The 18548-nt window shown below is 68.2% G+C and carries 11 protein-coding genes; 7 read left to right on the plus strand and 4 right to left on the minus strand.

The window, feature by feature from the left end; all coding sequences use genetic code 11:
- The first annotated feature begins 14 nt into the window (after positions 1–14).
- Genes WS78_RS03155 through WS78_RS03180 form a run of 6 tightly spaced genes read left to right on the plus strand, consistent with a single transcriptional unit; the run spans position 15 to position 12987 of the window.
- Complete coding sequence (locus WS78_RS03155; protein ID WP_059583470.1) at positions 15–800, plus strand: SDR family NAD(P)-dependent oxidoreductase; 786 nt, start codon at positions 15–17, stop codon at positions 798–800.
- Position 801: 1 nt separating this feature from the next.
- The gene (locus WS78_RS03160) at positions 802–2337 is read left to right on the plus strand and encodes an LTA synthase family protein (protein ID WP_059583471.1); all 1536 of its coding nucleotides are present in this window, start codon (positions 802–804) and stop codon (positions 2335–2337) included.
- Positions 2334–9962 (plus strand): type I polyketide synthase, encoded by a 7629-nt coding sequence (locus WS78_RS03165; protein ID WP_059583473.1) that lies wholly within the window; start codon positions 2334–2336, stop codon positions 9960–9962. The genes WS78_RS03160 and WS78_RS03165 overlap by 4 nt, the downstream gene beginning before the upstream one ends.
- Complete coding sequence (locus WS78_RS03170; RefSeq protein WP_038753358.1) at positions 9959–10873, plus strand: UDP-3-O-acyl N-acetylglycosamine deacetylase; 915 nt, start codon at positions 9959–9961, stop codon at positions 10871–10873. Before WS78_RS03165 ends, WS78_RS03170 begins: the two co-directional genes overlap by 4 nt.
- A 39-nt stretch (positions 10874–10912) precedes the next feature.
- Positions 10913–12235: an aminotransferase class I/II-fold pyridoxal phosphate-dependent enzyme gene (locus tag WS78_RS03175; RefSeq protein ID WP_059583474.1), complete on the plus strand. Its 1323-nt coding sequence runs from the start codon at positions 10913–10915 to the stop codon at positions 12233–12235.
- 17 nt (positions 12236–12252) lie between these two features.
- On the plus strand, positions 12253–12987 hold the full coding sequence (locus WS78_RS03180; protein ID WP_059583476.1) for a GNAT family N-acetyltransferase: 735 nt from the start codon (positions 12253–12255) through the stop codon (positions 12985–12987).
- Positions 12988–13245: 258 nt separating this feature from the next.
- Here WS78_RS03180 and WS78_RS03185 read toward each other — a convergent pair whose 3' ends face one another.
- The 4 genes from WS78_RS03185 to WS78_RS35505 form a co-directional block, all read right to left on the minus strand.
- On the minus strand, positions 13246–14403 hold the full coding sequence (locus WS78_RS03185) for a sialidase family protein (RefSeq protein ID WP_186448580.1): 1158 nt from the start codon (positions 14401–14403) through the stop codon (positions 13246–13248).
- Between the two features lie 58 nt (positions 14404–14461).
- Positions 14462–15676, minus strand: a complete 1215-nt coding sequence (locus tag WS78_RS03190) for a hypothetical protein (RefSeq protein ID WP_059583660.1) — start codon at positions 15674–15676, stop codon at positions 14462–14464.
- 358 nt (positions 15677–16034) lie between these two features.
- Positions 16035–16607, minus strand: a complete 573-nt coding sequence (locus WS78_RS03195) for a phosphatase PAP2 family protein (protein ID WP_038753448.1) — start codon at positions 16605–16607, stop codon at positions 16035–16037.
- A 230-nt stretch (positions 16608–16837) separates the two neighbouring features.
- A complete protein-coding gene (locus tag WS78_RS35505) occupies positions 16838–17080 on the minus strand; it encodes a hypothetical protein (protein ID WP_156437402.1) in 243 nt (80 codons plus the stop codon).
- 439 nt (positions 17081–17519) lie between these two features.
- Between WS78_RS35505 and WS78_RS03200 the strand changes: the two genes are divergently transcribed.
- Complete coding sequence (locus WS78_RS03200; RefSeq protein ID WP_059583662.1) at positions 17520–18452, plus strand: helix-turn-helix domain-containing protein; 933 nt, start codon at positions 17520–17522, stop codon at positions 18450–18452.
- The last annotated feature ends 96 nt before the right edge of the window (positions 18453–18548 follow it).

Here is an 18548-nt window from a genome sequence, read left to right on the forward strand (position 1 = left end):
GGATACGTCGGCCGATGACTGCGTGTTCTTCTCGCTGCATAGTGATCACCGGCGCCAGTGCAGGGCTCGGCGAAGCGCTCGCCAGGTGTTATGCCGAACGTGGTGTTGTGTTGGGGCTTGTGGGGCGGAACGCCACGCGTCTCGGAGTCTGCGCGCAGCACTGTCGTGACGCCGGGGCTGAGGTAGTCACTGCGCTCCTCGACGTGCGAGATTCCGAGAAGACGCGGGAGTGGTTATCGCGCTTCGACCAATCGCATCCAATTGATCTCTTAATTGCGAACGCAGGTGTTGCGAGTACCCTTGCATCGTCTAGCGATTGTGAAGACTTTGCACGAATAAGCGTGGTCATGGACACGAATTTCTACGGCACGATGCACACGATTTTGCCGGTTCTTGAGTGCATGCGTATACGCGGGCGTGGCCAAATCGCGCTCATCAGCTCGCTCGCCGCGCTGCGCGGCATGGCGATTTCGCCCGCCTATTGCGCGAGCAAGGCGGCGATCAAGGCGTATGCCGATTCGGTCCGTCCGTTGCTCGCGCGCGACGGCGTCAGGCTGTCCGTGATCCTGCCGGGCTTCGTGAAGACGGCGATGAGCGACGTATTCCCGGGCGACAAGCCGTTCCTGTGGTCCGCCGACAAGGCGGCCGCCCACATCCGTCGCAAGCTTGCCGTCGGGCGCGCGGAAATCGCGTTTCCGGGGCTGCTCGCGTTCGGCATGCGTCTGCTGCAATTGCTGCCTGCGGCGCTGGCGGACGCGATCCTCGGCAGGCTGTCGTATTTGCCGCGCGAGGAGCGCTAGCGTGAGCGGCGGGCTCGCGCTCACCCTTGCGATCGCGGCTGCGCTGTCGTTCGCCCTCGATGCGCTCGCGACGCCGCGCGCACGCTGGCGGCGGCCACCCGCGGCCGTCGCGCTGCACGGGCTCGCGGTCGCGTTCGTCGGCTGCTGCGTGTTGTTCGTCACTGCGCGCGTGCTGTTCTCGACGTTCGTCGCGGTTGCGCTCGTGGGCCTGACGGCGGTTGTCAGCAACGCGAAATACGAGTCGCTGCGCGAGCCTTTCGTGTTCACCGATCTCAGCCTTTTCAGCCAGTTGTTTTCTCATCCGCGTCTGTATCTGCCGTTCCTGAGCGTGGGCAAGGTCGCGGCGATCGCGGCAGGGATCGCGCTGCTCGCCGCCGGGTACTGGGCCGAGGCGCCGCTCGCGCCGCGTCCGTTTGCGACGTCGGCCGCGGCAATCGTCGCGTGCTTCTTTTGCGGCGGCGCGCTTGCAAAGCGCCTCGCGCTCACGCTCGACGCGAGCGCCGACCAGCTGCGCAACGGATTCTTCGCGACCTTCGTCGCCTATCTGCTGAACGGGCTGCGGCCGGCGACGCTGCGCGCGTTCGAGCGCGCGGCGGCGGCGAGCCCGTTCGCCGACGGCCGGCCCGCCGCGTATCCGGACGTGATCGTGATCCAGAGCGAATCGTTCTTCGATGCGCGGCGTGTCGTGAGCAGCGTCGAGCCGTCGCTCTTCGAGCATTTTGATCGCGCTCGGCGCGAGTCAATGTTTTACGGCGAGCTTGCAGTGCCCGCGTGGGGCGCCAACACGATGCGCACCGAGTTCGCGATGCTGACGGGGCTCGCGTCGGATCGCCTCGGCTACGCGCGCTTCTATCCTTACGCGTTTCTGCGCCGCGCGTGCGATTCGCTCGCCGGCTGGTTCCGGCGCGGCGGCTACGGGACGGTTGCGATTCATCCTTACTATGCGGACTTCTTCGGCCGCGCGCGCGTGTTCCCGCTATTGCATTTCGAGCGCTTCCTCGACATTCGGCATTTTGGCGACGCGCCGCGCGCGGGCCCGTACGTGGCCGACGCGGCGGTCGCGGATGCGCTGATCGCCGAGCTCGACGCGCCGCGCGCGAAGCCGCTCTTCGCGTTCGCGATGACGATGGAGAACCACGGCCCGCTGCATCTGGAGACGGTCGAGCCGGACGAATCGCGCGCGCGCCACGCGCTCGGCGACGGCGCCGATTGGCGCGACTTCACTGTTTACTTGCGTCACGCCGCAAATGCGGATGCAATGATCGGGCGACTGCTCGAGCATTTGCGCGCTCGACGGCGTGACACGGTCGTGTGCTTCTATGGCGACCATGTCCCGGCGCTGCCGCACGTTTTCGGTAAGCTGGGCGTCGCGCCCGAGCGCAGCGACTACTTTATCTGGCGGAACTTCGGCACTCCTGACGCTTGTCGGCGGGATGCGCGCGTCGAAGAGCTCGGCTCGATTCTGCTTCGTGCGACCGAGGCGGAAGAGGCGGGCAGTCCTCGGGCCAGTGCATCGGAAAAAACGACACAAAGATGAATGTAAAGATTGCAATTGTTGGGATGGCGTGTCGCTTTCCCGGTGGCGTAGAGAGCCCGGACGCGTTCTGGCGGCTGCTGTGCGACGAGCGCGACGCGGTCACCGAGATGCCCGCCGAGCGATTCGGTACGGACTTCTATCGACATCCGTCGAAGCGCGAACCGGGTAAGAGCTACACGTTCGCCGCGGGCGTGCTGGACAATGTTGCCGGTTTCGACGCGGCCTTCTTCGGCATTTCGCCGCGCGAGGCGACCCAGATGGACCCGCAGCAGCGCCTGCTGCTCGAGCTCGCGTGGGAAGCGTTCGAGGACGCCGGCGTGCGTCCTGCCGACATGCGCGGACGCAACTGCGGCGTATACGTCGGCGTCGCGAGCCCGGACTACGGCAATCGCAGTATGGACGACCTGAATTCGGTCGATCCGTACTCGGCGACGGGCAACACGCTCAGCATCGCGTCGAATCGCGTGTCCTATCTGTTCGATCTGCGCGGGCCGAGCATGTCGATCGACACCGCGTGCTCGTCGTCGCTCGTCGCGCTGCATCAGGCGATTCAGGCGCTGCAGACGGGCGATGCCGAGCTCGCCCTCGCGGGCGGCGTGAATCTGCTCGCGCATCCTTTCGGTTTCGTCAGCTTCTCGAAGGCATCGATGCTGTCGCCGCGCGGCCGCTGCCGCGCGTTTGACGCGACGGGCGACGGCTACGTGCGCGCCGAGGGCGGCGCGTTCGTGCTGCTGAAACCGCTCGAGCGCGCGCTCGCCGACGGCGACACGATTCATGCGGTGATCGCGGGCTCCGGCGTGAACTCGGACGGCTACTCGCCGGGCGGCATCAGCGTGCCGGGCGCGGCGACGCAGGCCGCGCTGCTGCGCGACGTGTATCGGCGCGCGGGCATCGATCCGCGCTCGCTCGCCTATCTCGAAGCGCACGGCACGGGCACGGCGGTCGGCGATCCGATCGAGGCGCGCGCGCTGATCGACGTCGCGGGCGCGCAGCGTCCGGAGCACGATCCGCTGCTGATCGGCTCGGTGAAGACCAACATCGGCCATCTCGAGACCGCGTCCGGAATGGCGGGCCTCGTCAAGGCCGTGTGCTGCCTCAAGCACCGCGCGGTGCCGCGCTCGCTGCATTTCGAGACGCCGAATCCCAACATCGATTTCGCGGGCGGGCGGCTGCGCGTCGTCGATCGCTATACGCCGCTCGATGCGCGCGGCGCGCCGCTCGCGATCGGCGTCAATTCGTTCGGCTTCGGCGGGACGAATGCGCACGTCGTGCTGACGGAAGCGCCCGCGCCGGGCGACGCCGCGGCGCGCAATGCGCGGTTCGCCGCCGATGCGAGTGCGAACGACGCGCCGCCGCCGCTCGTGCTGACGGCGCGTGCGCCGCAGGCGCTCGCCGCGCTGGCCGCGCGTTATCTGCAGCGTCTCGACGACGGCTGCGCGTGGCACGCGCTCGCCGCCAACGCGGTGCGGCGCAAGCAATGGTTTGAAGCGCGGGCGGTTGTCGGGCCCGCGAGCGCGGCCGACGGTCGCGCGGCGCTCGCCGCGCTCGCGCAGGGCGGCGCGCCGGTGCCCGCGTGCGTCGCGCAGGCGCACGCTGCCGAGCACGATGTGCGCGTCGCGCTCGTCTTTTCAGGCAACGGCTCGCAATGGACGGGGATGGGCCGGCAGCTTTACGCGGAAGATGCGGTGTTTCGCGCTGCGCTCGCCGAAGTCGACGCACTATGGTGCGCGGACGGCAGCGCATCGCTCGTCGACGTGATGTGCGCTGGCGCGAGCGCCGAATGGCTCGCCGCGACCGAGAACGCGCAACCGCTTCTGTTCGCGATTCAAGTGGGGATCGTGCGCGTGCTCGACGCGCGCGGCGTGTGCTTCGACCGGGTCGTCGGCCACAGCGTCGGCGAGATCGCGGCGGCGTGGGCGGCGGATGCGCTGTCGCTCGCCGACGCGGTGCACGTCATCAAGATTCGCAGCCGAGCGCAAGGGCTCACGCGCGGCAGCGGACGGATGGCTGCAGCGGGCGTCGGCGAGGACGTCGCGCGCGCGCTGATCGCGCAGCTCGAGCTCGGTGCGAGCGTCGAGATCGCAGGCGTGAACAGTCCGCAGTCGGTGACGCTCGCGGGCGCGCTCGACGCGCTGCAGGCGATCGAGGCGTCGCTGCGCGCGAACGGTCAGTTCTTCCAGTTGCTCGACCTCGATTACGCCTTCCACAGTCGGCAGATGGAGCACATCGAGCCCGTCGTGCTCGAGCAGCTCGCGGGCCTCGCGCCGCGTGCGGGCACGGGCGGATTCGTGTCGACCGTCACGGGCGGGCGCTTTGCAGGCGACGCGCTTGACGCGCGCTATTGGTGGCGCAACATCCGCGAGCCGGTGCGTTTCGGAGACGCGATTGCGGCCATCGTGTCCGAGGGCATTCGTCTGTTCATCGAAGTATCGCCGCATTCGATCCTGCGCACATACGTGAAGCAGACGCTGACCGCGCTCAAGCTGTCCGGCGCGACGCTGCCGACGCTCAAGCGCCAACAGGACGGCGCGCAGATGTTGCGCTATGCAGTCGCGTCCGCGGTCGCACACGGCGCGCGGATCGATCCCGACCGCCTCGCGCCCGACGCGCCGCGCGTCGCGCTGCCGACTTATCCGTGGCAGCGCGAGCGCCACTGGCTCGATCCGAGCCCCGAGGGCTACGATCTAGTCAATCGCCGCCGCGCGCATCCGCTCCTCGGCTACCGGCTGCGAGAGCATGCGTTCGCGTGGGAGAACCAGCTCGATCCCGCGCGCGTGCCGATGCTCGCCGATCACGTCGTCGACGGCGGCGCCACGTTCCCCGGCGCGGGCTACGTCGAGATGGCGCTCGCCGCCGCGTGCGCGTTTTTCGGCACGTCGGACTGCGCGATCGAGAATCTCGAGATCCGAGCGCCCGTCGTGTTTCAGGGGCAGCACGCGAAGCTGTTTCGCTTCACGATCGAGCCGCGCACCGCGTCGTTCAGGATCGAGACTCGCGATCGGATGAGCGATGCGCCGTGGGTCGAGAACGTCGTCGGCCGGCTGCTCGAAAGCGGCAATGCGCTGAGCGCGTCGAGCGCCGTGTCGCCCGAGACGCTCGCGCGCCTCTACGCGCAGCCCGCGTCGAGCGCCGACGCGCTCTACGACGGCGCGGCGGCGCTCGGTCTCGCGTACGGCCCTGCATTTCGCTGGGTGCGTGCGCTGAGGATTGCGGGCGACGCGGCGCTCGCCGACGTCGCCGCGCCACAGGCCTGTGGCGATGCCGCCGAGCTCGCTGCGTACCTGCTGCATCCGGCGTTGACGGACGGCGGCTTTCATCCGCTCTTCGCGCTGCTCGCGCACGGCGGCGGCGCCGATGCGCACGCGGCGTACGTGCCGGTTCAACTGGGACGCATCGATTTTCTGCGCGGGGATGTCGTCGCGCGGGTGCTCGCGCGGATCGAGCGGCGCAATCCGCATTCGATCGTCGCGTCGTTCGAGTTTCTCGACGCAGGCGGCGCGATCGTCGCGCGTCTCGCCGCGTGCCGGTTCCGCCGCGTCGACCTCGTCGGCCGGCGGCACGCGCCGCCCGCGCGCTTTGTCTATGCGCTCGATGCGAAGCCGCTGCCGTCGGCGTTCGACGCGAGCGCGCTGCCCGCGCCCGAACGGCTCGTCGAGGGCGCGGTTGCGACGCTCGCGTCCCGCGAGGATCTCGCGCGACGCACGAGCCATCTGACCGAGATGCTGCCGCTCTTCGACGTGCTCGCGAGCGCATACGCACTGCGCGCGCTCGATGCGATCGACGCGTTTCAGCAGCCGGTGCCGCCCTCGGACGAGCGCGCGGGGCTCGTCGCGCGTCTTGCCGCGATGCTCGTCGAGGACGGGCTCGCGCAGTGGGACCGCGCGCGGCTCGTGCGCAGCGATGTCGCGTGCGCGACGCTGCCCGCGCTCGACGAATTGTGGCGCGGCTTGCTCGCCGAGTCGCCCGCGCATGTCGCGGAGCTGACGCTGCTCGCGCATTGCGGCACCGAGCTGCCGGCCGTGTTGCGCGGCGAGAAGCCGGCCGCGCAGGTGCTGTCGCCAACGGGGGGCAGCCTCGTCGAGCACTTCTACGAAGCGTCGCCGACCTGGTCTCATGCTCAGGCGCTCGTCACGGCCTGCGTCGAGCAGGCGCTCGACGCGTGGCGCGTACCGCGGCGGCTGCGCGTGCTCGAGATCGGTGCGCCCGGCCGCGACGTGCTGCAGCCGCTTTGCGCCGCGCAGTTGGCCGCGCGCTGCGACTATGCGATCGCCGGCACACCTCGGCAGCTCGCGGGCTTCGACGCGGCGGCGCATCCGTCGGTGCAGACGGTCGCGTTGAAGACGGGCGACGGCTTTGCGCTCGACACCGACGATCGCACGCCCTACGACGTCATACTGATCGATCGCGCGCTCGCCGCGCAGCACGATTCGCTCGGATTCCTGAACGTCGTGTTCGGGCATCTGGCGCCGGGTGGGCTCGTCGTCGCCGTGGAGGCGCGCGGCGGCCGTTTCGCCGACATCGTGTTCTCGCTCGCCGAGGGCGGCGCGAATGCATCGCGCGGCACGCCGCTAGCGCCGGCCGAGATTCAGTCGTTGCTCACGCACGCGGGCTTTCGCGACATCGCGCGCCATCTCGAGCAATCGCTCGATCTCGAGGGCGTGCCGACGTTCATCGTCGCACGCAAGCCCGCGGCGAAGGCGGGTGACGCGCGCGAAGCGCTCGACGGCGGCGTGTGGGACAGCCTCGATACCGCCGCGTACGCAGAGCGCTGGCTCGTGGCGACGGGTGACGACGGCGACGCGGGCATGGTGCTCGCGGGTGCGCTCGCGAGCACCGGCTGCTATGCGGAGGCCGTGTCGCTGCAGCGGATGGCCGAGATCGTTGCGGTCGCGTCGCCCGCGCAGCAGCATCATCTGGTGTTCGTCGCGCCCGATGCGGCGCTGGCGGCTGATGCCGACGGCGCCGCGATGATGCGTGCGCAGCAAACGGGCGTCGTCTCGCTCGCGCGGCTCGTGCGCGAACTCGGCGTCGTCGACGCGACGGCGAGCGTGCGGCTGTCGGTCGTCACGCGCGGCGGCGCGCCGTTCGCGCTCGACGCGCCGCTCGATCCGGCGCAGGCGGGCCTCTGGGGATTCGGCCGCGTGCTCGCGAACGAGCATCCCGAATTGTCGTGCCGGCTTGTCGACGTGCATCCCGACTGCGACGCGGCGCCCGATGCGCTCGTGCGCGAGCTGCTAGCCGACGATGCCGAGGAAGAGGTGCTGCTCACGCCGCGCGGGCGCTTCGTGCCGCGCATGCTGAGCGCCGCGCAGATCGACGCGCGCGCGGTTGACGCGATCGGCGAGCGGCGGCCGGCGGTGCTCGCCTTCGATTCGCCGGGTTCGCTGCGCAATCTCGAATGGTTCGCGCTGCCGGCGCGCGAGCTGGAGCCGGACGAAGTCGAGATCGAGCCCGTCGCGACTGGCCTGAACTTCCGCGACGTGATGTACGCGATGGGGTTGCTGTCCGACGAGGCGGTCGAGGCGGGCTTCGCCGGTGCGACGATCGGCATGGAGTTCGCCGGGCGCATCGTGCGCGCCGGCCGCGACGTCGACGGCTTCGCGGCGGGCGACGCGGTGCTCGGCTTCGCGCCCGCATCGTTCGCGACACGCGTGACGACACGCGCTGCCGCAATCGCGCGCAAACCTTCACGGCTGTCGTTCGAAGAGGCGGCGACGATCCCGACGACGTTCTTCACCGCGTACTACGCGCTCGCCGAGCTCGCGCGGCTGCGCCGCGGCGAACGGGTGCTCGTTCACGGCGCGGCGGGCGGCGTCGGCGTCGCGGCGATCCAGCTCGCGCGCCACTTCGGCGCCGAGGTGTTCGCGACGGCGGGCAGCGACGAGAAGCGCGAGTTCGTGCGGCTGGTTGGCGCCGATCACGTGCTCGATTCACGCAGCCTGTCGTTCGCCGACGAGATCCGCGCATTGACGCTCGGCGAGGGCGTGGACGTCGTGCTCAACTCGCTCGCGGGCGAGGCGATGGTGCGCGGCATCGACACGCTGCGTCCGTTCGGCCGTTTCCTCGAGCTCGGCAAGCGCGATTTCTACGAGAACAGCTATATCGGTCTGCGGCCGTTTCGCAACAACATCAGCTATTTCGGCATCGACGCCGATCAACTGATGGGCGTGCGCGCCGATTTGACCGCGCGCCTGTTCGGCGAGGTGATCGCGCTGTTCGACGACGGCGTGCTGCATCCGCTGCCGTATCGCGCATTCCCGGCTGCGCGCGTCGAAGATGCGTTCCGCTACATGCAGCAGGCGCGCCAGATCGGCAAGGTGCTCGTCACGTATCCGGCGGGCACGCCCGCGCCAACGCGCGGCGTCGCCGCTGCGCACGGATGCGCATTGACGCTCGATCCGCGGGGGGCGTATTTCGTTGTCGGCGGCACGGGCGGATTCGGTTTCGCCACCGCGCGCTGGATGGTGTCGCGCGGCGCGCGGCACCTGACGCTCGCGAGCCGCGGCGGCGCGCTCGCCGAGCCGCTGCGCGCCGAGGTCGAGCGCTGGCGAGAGGAACTGGGCGTCAGGACGCACGTCGTCGCGTGCGACGCGACTGATGCGACCGCACTCGCGTGCGCGATCGGCGAGATCGACGCGCGCGGCACGCCGCTGAAGGGCGTGCTGCATTCGGCGATGCACATCGACGACGGCCTCGTGCGCAATCTCGACGACGAGCGTTTTGCCGCCGTGCTCGCGCCGAAGGTGGCGGGCGCGTGGAACCTGCATCGCGCAACGCGCGAGCATGCGCTCGATTTCTTTGTCGTCTACTCGTCGGCAACGACCTATCTCGGCAATCCGGGGCAGGCGAGCTACGTCGCCGCGAACAGCTTCGTCGAGGCGCTCGTCGAGCAGCGCCGCGCGGCGGGGCTGCCCGGCACGTTCATGGCTTGGGGTCCGCTCGAGGACGTCGGCTTTCTGGCACGCAACGCCGAGACGCGCGAGGCTCTGCAAGCGCGGATCGGCGGCGTGTCGATCACGTCCGCAGAGGCGCTCGCCGCGCTCGAGCGGGTGCTGCTTTCGGGCGACGCGGGCGAGGCAGTCGTGCGGCTCGACTGGCACGCGGTGTCGCGGGGAATGCCCGCCGCCGCCGCGCGCCGCTACGCGCTGTTGCGCGCGCGCGGCACGAACGAGCCCGCACGCGACGGCGGCACGCGGCTGCGCGCAGAAGTCGCGGCGCTGCCGCGCGACGAGGCGGTCGGCGTCGTCGAACAGAATCTGCGCGCGCAGATCGCACGCATCCTTCATCTGTCGCCGGAGCGGATCGAACTCGACAAGTCGGTGCTCGATCTCGGCATGGATTCGCTGATGGGCATGGAGCTCGGGATGGCGGTCGAGGAGACGTTCGAGGTCAAGCTGTCGGTGATGTCGATCGCGGACGGCGCGACCGTGCACTTGCTCGCCGGGCGGATCGTCGACATGATCTCGGGCGCGGTGGACGGCGAGCCGGGCACGGGCGACGGCGACGACGCGCGGCTTGCCGCGGTCGCTGCGCAACACGCGCTCGACGGCGACGCGCGCCGGGCGTTGAAGGTCGGCGAAGACGAGCACGTGGCCGGCTCGCCGACGACGCTGGTGACGGCATGAGCGCGCCCGCCGGCTGGCAGGCGTGCGAAGGCACGCTCGCGCGCGAGCTCGCGCTCGGAGGCCACGGGCTGCACACCGGGCGGCGCGTGCGCGTGCGGATTCTGCCCGCGCGCGGTCGCGAGCGGGAGCGCGGCATCGCGTTCCGGCGGATGAAGGACGGCCGCGAGCTTGCGACCCTCGCCGCCGATCCCGCGCTGCGCCGCGCGCAGCCGCTTTGCACGATGCTGTGCAATGCGGACGGCGTCGGCGTGCGCACGGTCGAGCACCTGCTCGCATCGCTGCTCGCGTGCGAGATCGATCACGCCATCGTCGAGCTCGATGCGGAAGAGGTGCCGATTCTGGACGGCAGCGCGCGGCCCTGGATCGACGCGCTTCGCGCGTGCGGGCGCACGGCGCTGCCGGCGCCGAAGCGTTTCATACGCGTGCTGCGGACAGTGACGGTGACGGATGGCGACGGCACCGCTCGGCGGGAAATGCGCATCGAGCCCGCCACGCGTTATGAGCTCAGCGTGCGCAACGACCTGAAAGGTTTCGGCGACATGCAATGGAGCGGGGTGCTGACGCCCGCCGTGTTCGCCGCTGAGATCGCGCCGTCGCGCTCGTACGGACGGGTCAAATGGGCGATTCCCGCGATCGTCGCCGGCTACCTGCGTGGCGTGCCGATCCTGCGCGGCGCGCGTCCGTCGTGCACGGCGTCGATCGTCGGCTCGCGCGTCGTTGGCGGCTTGCGGCAGCCGGACGAGTTCGTCCGCCACCGCGTGCTCGATCTGATCGGCGATCTCGCGCTCGCGGGCGCGCCGCTGCTCGGCCGCATATCGGCGTTTCGGCCGAGCCACGAGATGAACTTCCGGCTCGTCGAGAAACTGTTGTCGACGACGAATGCCTGGGAATGGGCCGAGTTCGTCGCGTAATATGTAGACTTCACTGACTAAAACAGGCGAACGGTTCAGATGGGATTGGGTGATCACCTGCGCCAGCAACTTGCGGCAAAAGCTTTGAAGCGGCAACTGGATCGCGTCTCCGACGATGGCGGCGCGCGTCGTGCGCCGGTTTCCGCCACTGCACACGTAACGGGCGATCCGCGCAGCTGGTTCGAGGCGATGCCGCAATACCAGCAGGTCAAGATCATCCGCGAGATGGGCGAGAAGCTGCGCGTCGAGTCGCCGTTCTTTCGCGTGCACGAGGGCGTCGCCGGCGCGACGACGCACATCGGCGGCCGCGAATACCTGAACTATGCGAACTACAACTACCTCGGCCTTGCGGGCGACCCCGTCGTGTCGGCGCGCGCGAAGGATGCGATCGACCGCTACGGCACGTCCGCGTCGGCGAGCCGGATGGTCGCGGGCGAGCGGCCCGTGCAGCGCGAGCTCGAGCGCGGCCTCGCGTCGTTCTACGAGACCGACGACTGTGTCGCATTCGTGAGTGGCCATGCGACGAACGTGACCGTGATCGGCTCGCTGTTCGGGCCGGGCGATCTCGTCGTGCACGACGCGCTCGCGCACAACAGCATCGTGCAGGGTGCGCAGCTGAGCGGCGCGAAGCGCCTGAGCTTTCCGCACAACGACTGGCGCGCGCTCGACGCGCTCCTCGCGCGCGTGCGCCGCGAATACCGGCACGTGCTGGTCGCGATCGAAGGACTCTACAGCATGGACGGCGATCTGCCGGACCTCGCGCGCTTCGTCGAGATCAAGCAGCGCTACGGCGCGTTCCTGATGGTCGACGAGGCGCACTCGCTCGGCGTGCTCGGCAAGCAAGGCAAGGGCATCCGCGAGCACTGCGGCGTGCCGTCCGCCGACGTCGATCTGTGGATGGGCACGCTGAGCAAAGTGCTCGCCGGATGCGGCGGCTTCATCGCCGGCTGCCAGCCGCTCATCGACATCCTGCGCCATCTCGCGCCGGGCTTCCTGTACAGCGTCGGGCTCTCGCCCGTGCTCGCGGCTGCGTCGCTCGCCGCGCTCGAACGCCTGCAGGCCGAACCGCAGCGGATCGCGACGCTACGCGAGCGCGGGTTGCAATTCCTCACGCAAGCGCGCGACGCCGGTCTCAACACGGGCACGAGCGAAGGCTATGCGGTCGTGCCCGTCATCACCGGCAGCTCGCTGAAGGCCGCGCAATGGGCGAACGCGCTCTTCGACGAAGGCATCAACGTGCAGCCGATCTTCTATCCGGCCGTCGAAGAGAAGGCCGCGCGCCTGCGCTTTTTCATCTGCTCGACGCACGAGCCCGAGCAGATCGAGCGCACGATCGCGGCGCTCGTGCGGCTCGCGCGCTGACGGCGGCGCCGAAGACGATGGCGACTTCGCCCGCCGAAGGTGAGCACGGCGCATCGGCCGAGGCCGCATCGCGCTCGTCTTCGTGGCGCTTTCGCCCGGCCGCCGCGAGCGATGCGCACGCATGCGCGCCGCTCGTGTTCGAATCCGGCGTGCGGGAATTCGGCTACTTTCTCGGCGAGCCGCCCGCACGATGCATCGCATTCCTCGAATTCGCGTTCGCGTCGAAGCAAGGGCGTTTTTCGTGGCGGCGTCATCGCGTCGCGGTTGCCGAAAGCGGCGCGATCGACGCGGTGCTCGCCGCGCACGACGGACGCGCGACAGCCTTGGACGATCTGCACGTCGCGTGGATGTTGCTGCGCTTCTTCGGCCTCGCGCGCACGATCCGGATGCTGCTGCGCGGGCTCGTGCTCGAAAGTGAGCTGCCTGCGCCGAAGCGTACGCAGACGCTGATCGCGCATTGCGCGACCGACGCGCGCGTGCGCGGTTGCGGTGCGTTCAGCGCGCTGTTCGACGAAGCGATGCAGGCCGGGATGTTGTGCGCGGAAACCGGCAGGGAGATCGTGCTCGACGTGTTGACGAGCAATGTGCGCGCCCGCGCACTGTACGAACGCCTCGGCTTCGTCGAGATGCCGCGAGCGCGTCCGCGCTCGGCACGCCTGCCGCGCGAGCTCGCTTCCGTCCGGATGCGCTTTGACGGCGCGTCGCAGGGATTCGCGGGGCCGAGCGGAAAACTCGAAAGCATGTTGCGATAGGCGGGCGGTGAGCGATGCCGCCGGCATCGTGCGAGCACGGCGATTCTCGCGGACCAGTGCGATCGTCCGGCGATCATCGTGTGCAAGGCCGTTACGATCGATCGCACGTCGACACGCCCGCGATCGGGCCGTCCGCGAATCGATGCGCGGGCATCGAATGCGCGGTGGCGATCGGCCGAAGTCGGCGCGTGCAGCGTGCGGCCGCGCGCCGTACATCCCGCGCTGTTGAATCGCATCGCGTGCGATGCTCGCCGCCCGTCAATGCGAATCTGCCTCGATGCGCTTCGCCGCCTCCACATGCCTGAAATCGCGCACCCGCACGAACGTTACGTAGTTCGAATCGTGCTGATTGCGTGCGCCGCCTTCGCTATCGTCGAAAGCCATCCGCACGACCGCGACGATGTCGTCGCCTTCGAATTGCCAATCCGCATACTGAAAGCCGTGCCGCTGCTGATCCACGCTCTGAAGCAGCACGCGCTCGACGCTCCAGTGACGCAGATCGGGCGACGACGTCAGCGCGAGCGTGTTTCTCACGCGTTCGAGATTCGCGCTGCCGTCGGCGTTCGGCACCGCGTTCGCGAGCGACCAGTAGCGTCCCGAGCGGGAATCGAATCGGATCGTGAATTTCTTGCCGCCGCCCGGAAAATCGACGAAGTCGTGCGCCGGATCGAACGACAGCGACCGGCCGTCCGCGAGCACGCGCACGAGCGCCGCCTTCTCCGGCCCGTGCTTCGTGTTCACGCGCAACACGATCGCCGGATCGCGCTCGCCCGTCGACACGACGCTGCCTTCCTCCCACGTCAGAAAGTTGTTGTTGAGCCACGAATGATCGGACGGCAGCGGCTTCGGCGTGCGCCAGTTGCGCGTGTCGAGCAGATCTCCGTCGGCGGGTGCGGATAGCACGAGCGAACGCAGGTCGCCGCCGTCGATGACTTCGAACGCGCGCCATACGCGGCCCCGGTCGACGAGTACCGGCACGGCCCCCGTGATGTAGCGGCCGTTGAGCGCGAAGCGTCCGGATTGCACGTCGTTCGGCGTCGTCCACGTCGCGCCGCCGTCCGTCGAGCGGCGAATCACCGGCGTGCCCATCGAGCGATCGGTGCCCATCAAGTACAGCGCGCCACCGACGACGAAAAGCGACGACCAGTATTGGCCGGCCACGACGCTCAGCTTTTCCCAGGTCTGCCCGCTGTCGTGCGACGCGAACACGTGCACTTCGTCGGGCAGCGCGGACGGGCCGAACATGTCGTGCGACGCGACATAGGTGCCGTCGGGCAGGATCGCGAGCGACGGCGAGCCGAGGAACACGTGCGTCGCCGCCGCGCTGTGCGCGATCACCCGGCCGGGCGGCGCGGCGGGCGGCACTTGTGGGGCCGACGACGCAACGACGGACGCGCAGAACAGGCAGGCCAGCATCCCATGAATTGACATCGATATTCTCCTTCGCGTTTCGGCACGCGTTCGGCGGCGGACGCTAGGGGCACGACGCGCCGGTCGCGCTCAGCCGGCCGGTACCGGGCCGTTCGCGACGCTCGGGCGAGCGCTCGGCATGCCCCGCGTGTCCGGCGACGACGACGAACATCAAGAGCGTGAGCCACAGCATGCCGTATAGCGCGTGGAACTTGAACAGAAGGAGCGGCAGCAGATACAGCAGCAGGCGCCGCCGGCCGCGCCGCCGGAACAGCATGAACAGCGCGCCGAAGAACGCGGTGACGCCGACGCCGCCGGTGGCGAACAGCAGATACACGTAGAACGAGCTGTCGCGCACCTGATAGCCGCGCAGGTGCGTCTTGCCGACGTTGTTCCGCTCGTCCCAGAAGAGGCCGTTGCCGAATGCGTCGGCGAGCGCGTCTCGCGCGCTCAGCTCGCGCAGCACGAGCGTGCGGCTGCCGAGCGCGTCGTAGTCGGCGGATTGATTCACGCGCTTGTCGTACACGCCGTACATCGCCGGCGCGATCGCGAGCGCGACCGCGACGATCACGAGCTTGATCCGGATCGACGAGCGTCCGGCGAGGAAGTGCACGCCGAACAGCAGCGCGCAGACGATGATCGCCGCGATCGAGAACGACAGCAGCGCGGTCGCGAACGCGACGATCGTCGCAGCCGCCATGCGCCGCTTCGCTAGCAGCAGGACGACGCCCGCGGGCACGACCGTCATCGCGTAGAACGACGGCTCCGAATAGAGGCCGAGCGCGCGGATCGAGATGAGGCTGTCGCTCAGCGCCTTCGTCGCGTACAACGCTTCGGAATCGCTCTCGCGGACGTAGCTGTCGAAGTCGATGAAGTGGCCGGAGATCAGGTAGTAGCCGAGTTGCACGAGGAAGAACGCGGCATGCACGTAGATCAGCGCCTCGCATGTCCGCTCGAGCGAGCGCATCGACAGCACGCCGCTCGCGAACAGCCAGAACGCGAGCGCGATGTAGGTTTCGATCAGCACGAACTTGACGTAGAAGTTCGCGTAGAAATCGCCGAACGCGGACACGATGAACGCGGCGCTTACGCTGAGCATCCAGTACGCGGCGATGGCGGGCAGCCGGTGCTGGCGCGCGAACAGCGTCGGTGCGCGGAACAGCGCAAGGACGGCGAGCAGCGCATAGGCCGCGAAGCTCGCGCGCACGCTGAACGCGTTCAGCGAAAAGAAGCAGGCGCTGGTGGCGAAGAGCAGGGTGGGAACGCTCGCGCGTCGCATGAAGACTCCGTGGTTCGTGAGCGGCGCACGCTTTCGAGCCGTGCTGCTCGAACGTCGCGCGTTGAGCGCGCTGGCATCGCGCGGCGACGCTTCCGAAGCGAGATCGCCGGCATGCACGCGCACGGCGCCGATGTCGACCGTCGCATGCGCGGCGCGCGCCTCGACGCGCTCGATGGTGCCGTCTGTCGCGCCTCGACGGCGCGCTTCGCTTGCCGTGCGAAACGCTCGCCGGCATGCATCGGGCATCGATGCGCCGCGGTGCCCGGGAGTATAGCGACGCGTGCGCTTTCGCACGCGCGCGCGTCCGATCGGGACGGGGTTTCGGCGGCTGGCGACTAGTCCTGGCCGCAACCGACCGTCACCAGGGGAGTTGACGGCAGAGGAACGGCGAGTATTGCTCGATCGCAGCTTGAATCGGCGCGTGTCTCCCGTAGGAGACGGCGAGCACTGCCATTAGCGAAACCGACGCGTACAGCCAAAGGCGTCGCGACACAGCGGGTGCGCCTTTCCATAGCACGAACGACAGCGTGACGAGCGTGCCGACCGCCCATCCGGCGATTACTTCGGACACCGTATGTGCTTTGTCGAACACGCGTGCCGTGCCGATCAACGCGGCGAGCACGAGACCCGCCGTCAATGCCATGTCCGAGCGCAGCCATTGCAGGCCGAGCAGGAGCGCCATCGGCCACACCGCCGATGCGAGCATCGTGTGGCCGCTGACGACGCGAAAGTCGATCGCGCGAATCTGCACGCCGCACCCCGCGTAGAGGATCTTCGTCAAGCCGACGACGAGCATGCCGGCCGCGAGCAGCACGAGCCACGACAGCGCGTCGCGCCGCTCGGGCGACGAGCGGACGAGCCACGCGCAGCAGACGACGGAAAGAGGAAGGGTCAAGGCGGCGTCGCCCAGATCGCTGATGGCAGACCACATCGCGTGCATTCGTTCAAGAAAACGCAGTATTGTAAGGCGTCGCTGCGAGCGACTGCAGTTTCTCGCGCCACAAGCGCGGGCCGCCGTCGGATTTGTCCAATCGATGCGAGTCGCGTTAATGCGCGGGTATCGCGCATCACGCCTCACATATATGAAATCGCCGATGCGCGGTGATCACAGGCATTGTTCGTGACGCAAAATCGGCTTCGACCGGACATTATCGAAAAGCGCTAGATGAATATCGTAAAAATACGCAATAGCCTAAAGGCATGCCGGTAACGAAAGATCAATTCCAATTGTAAAAATACATGCGATTCGGCGACGAATTCGATAGAGTCGGCGCCAAGGCGGCGTACGCATTGCATCTCGTTTGCATGCGAGATCGCCATATTTCCTCCACAAGAAACGGCAGCGCGGCGCGTCGGTGAATGAACGCGCAGGCGTGCGCCGGTGCTGCCGTTCGGCCGCTCCATTCACTAGCAGTCCGTTTGGATCGCCAGTGCGACGCGGCGCCGGGCGCGTCTGTCTTCATCCGTCGTCCATATCGGATGCTCCGCGCGCGGCCAGTGATTCAGTTGCCGAAAGATCGTCTGAAATCGACAAGTGCGCGCGTGTCTTTTGATGCAATGTGCGCACCAATCCGAATTGGATCGATCAATAAATGATGGAATCGATGTCCAGATTCAATCCGCCAACATGGCGTCGTAATCAGACAGAAAGATTGTTGCAGCCATTTGAAGGAATATGATGCACCGCAGAATAGACATTGCTGAATGAGTGGAAAGGGCCGGCGGGATGGAATGCGCGTTCAACATTGGTCGGATGGGAGCACACGTGAGTCGTGGTGCAGCTTTCGGTGGCGTGTGCTACCGGAAAGGAATCGCTGTCGTCTTGTTTGACGGCTTTTCGTTGATGCACGCGGGACGCATGGCGGAGATCTTCAATCTCGTCAACCGTTTCCGACATGCAGACGCGGAATCCGGCGGCGATTACGAGATGTTGCTGCTGTCGGCGAAGGGCGGTGCGGTGTATTCGTCGTCCGGCATTCCCGTTTGGTCCCAGCCGCTGCACGAGCGCGCGCTCGACAGCGTGCATGCGATTTTCGCAATCGGCGAACCGGATGCGTCCGATCGTGACGATGAAAAGGTGTCCGAATGGTTGCGCAACGCGCGGGCCCACGTTCGCGCGGCGGACGGGGCGCGTCGCCTGTTGGGGCTCACGAATCTCGAGCGCGGCGATGTGGCCGCGGATGATCTGTCGATCGACACGATGCTCTCAGGCGCCGCGTCCGCCGAGAAAGTCCATCCGACCGCGGCGGAACGTGCTGCATTCTCGGCCGCGCTCGCCGTCATTCGACACGATTGCGGCGACGGCGTCGCGCACGAGGTTGCCGAGCGTTTGTGCCCGGAGATCGCCGCCCGGCCCGCCGAGTCGGCGTTCGCCGCGCGAGAGGCGCGTGCGAGCAAGTTGATTCGCGCGTCGGTCCAACAACTGCGCGACAACAGCGCGAACCGCATTTCGATCGCCGACACGGCGCATGCGGCGGCGATGAGCGAGCGCAACTTCCTGCGCCGATTCAAGCAGGAGATCGGCGTGACGCCGTCGGAGTTCGTGCAGAAAGTTCGGCTCGCGCATGCATGCCACATGCTCGTGCATACCGACCTTCCGGTCGACAAGATCGCGCGGCGCACGGGGCTCGGCAGCGGCGATCGTCTCGCGAAACTGTTTCGCCAGCATCTGTCGATGTCGCCGACCGAGTATCGCGCAGTCGAGCGCAGCCGAGGCGCAGGCGCGGATCTCGCATGCGGCGAATTCGAGTCGCGGCTGAGCGAATCGATTTCATAACAAGCGTCGCGCCGCGCCTGTCGTCTCACCCCTAACCTCAGCTTTGCCACGCTCACGTGCGAGGCCGTGGGCGTCGTTCGGACTTCGTCGGGCGAT

Origin of the sequence: Burkholderia savannae (assembly GCF_001524445.2) — a bacterium.
Taxonomy (GTDB): Bacteria; Pseudomonadota; Gammaproteobacteria; order Burkholderiales; family Burkholderiaceae; genus Burkholderia; species Burkholderia savannae.

What these genes read in the sequence shown, in the direction of transcription:
- WS78_RS03155 (WP_059583470.1), top strand. Translation starts at nt 15, where the DNA reads ATGACTGCGTGTTCTTCTCGCTGCATAGTGATCACCGGCGCCAGTGCA.
- WS78_RS03165 (WP_059583473.1), top strand. Translation starts at nt 2,334, where the DNA reads ATGAATGTAAAGATTGCAATTGTTGGGATGGCGTGTCGCTTTCCCGGT.
- WS78_RS03170 (WP_038753358.1), top strand. Translation starts at nt 9,959, where the DNA reads ATGAGCGCGCCCGCCGGCTGGCAGGCGTGCGAAGGCACGCTCGCGCGC.
- WS78_RS03175 (WP_059583474.1), top strand. Translation starts at nt 10,913, where the DNA reads ATGGGATTGGGTGATCACCTGCGCCAGCAACTTGCGGCAAAAGCTTTG.
- WS78_RS03180 (WP_059583476.1), top strand. Translation starts at nt 12,253, where the DNA reads ATGGCGACTTCGCCCGCCGAAGGTGAGCACGGCGCATCGGCCGAGGCC.
- WS78_RS03185 (WP_186448580.1), bottom strand. Translation starts at nt 14,403, where the DNA reads ATGCTGGCCTGCCTGTTCTGCGCGTCCGTCGTTGCGTCGTCGGCCCCA.
- WS78_RS03190 (WP_059583660.1), bottom strand. Translation starts at nt 15,676, where the DNA reads ATGCGACGCGCGAGCGTTCCCACCCTGCTCTTCGCCACCAGCGCCTGC.
- WS78_RS03195 (WP_038753448.1), bottom strand. Translation starts at nt 16,607, where the DNA reads ATGTGGTCTGCCATCAGCGATCTGGGCGACGCCGCCTTGACCCTTCCT.
- WS78_RS35505 (WP_156437402.1), bottom strand. Translation starts at nt 17,080, where the DNA reads ATGGAGCGGCCGAACGGCAGCACCGGCGCACGCCTGCGCGTTCATTCA.
- WS78_RS03200 (WP_059583662.1), top strand. Translation starts at nt 17,520, where the DNA reads ATGCACGCGGGACGCATGGCGGAGATCTTCAATCTCGTCAACCGTTTC.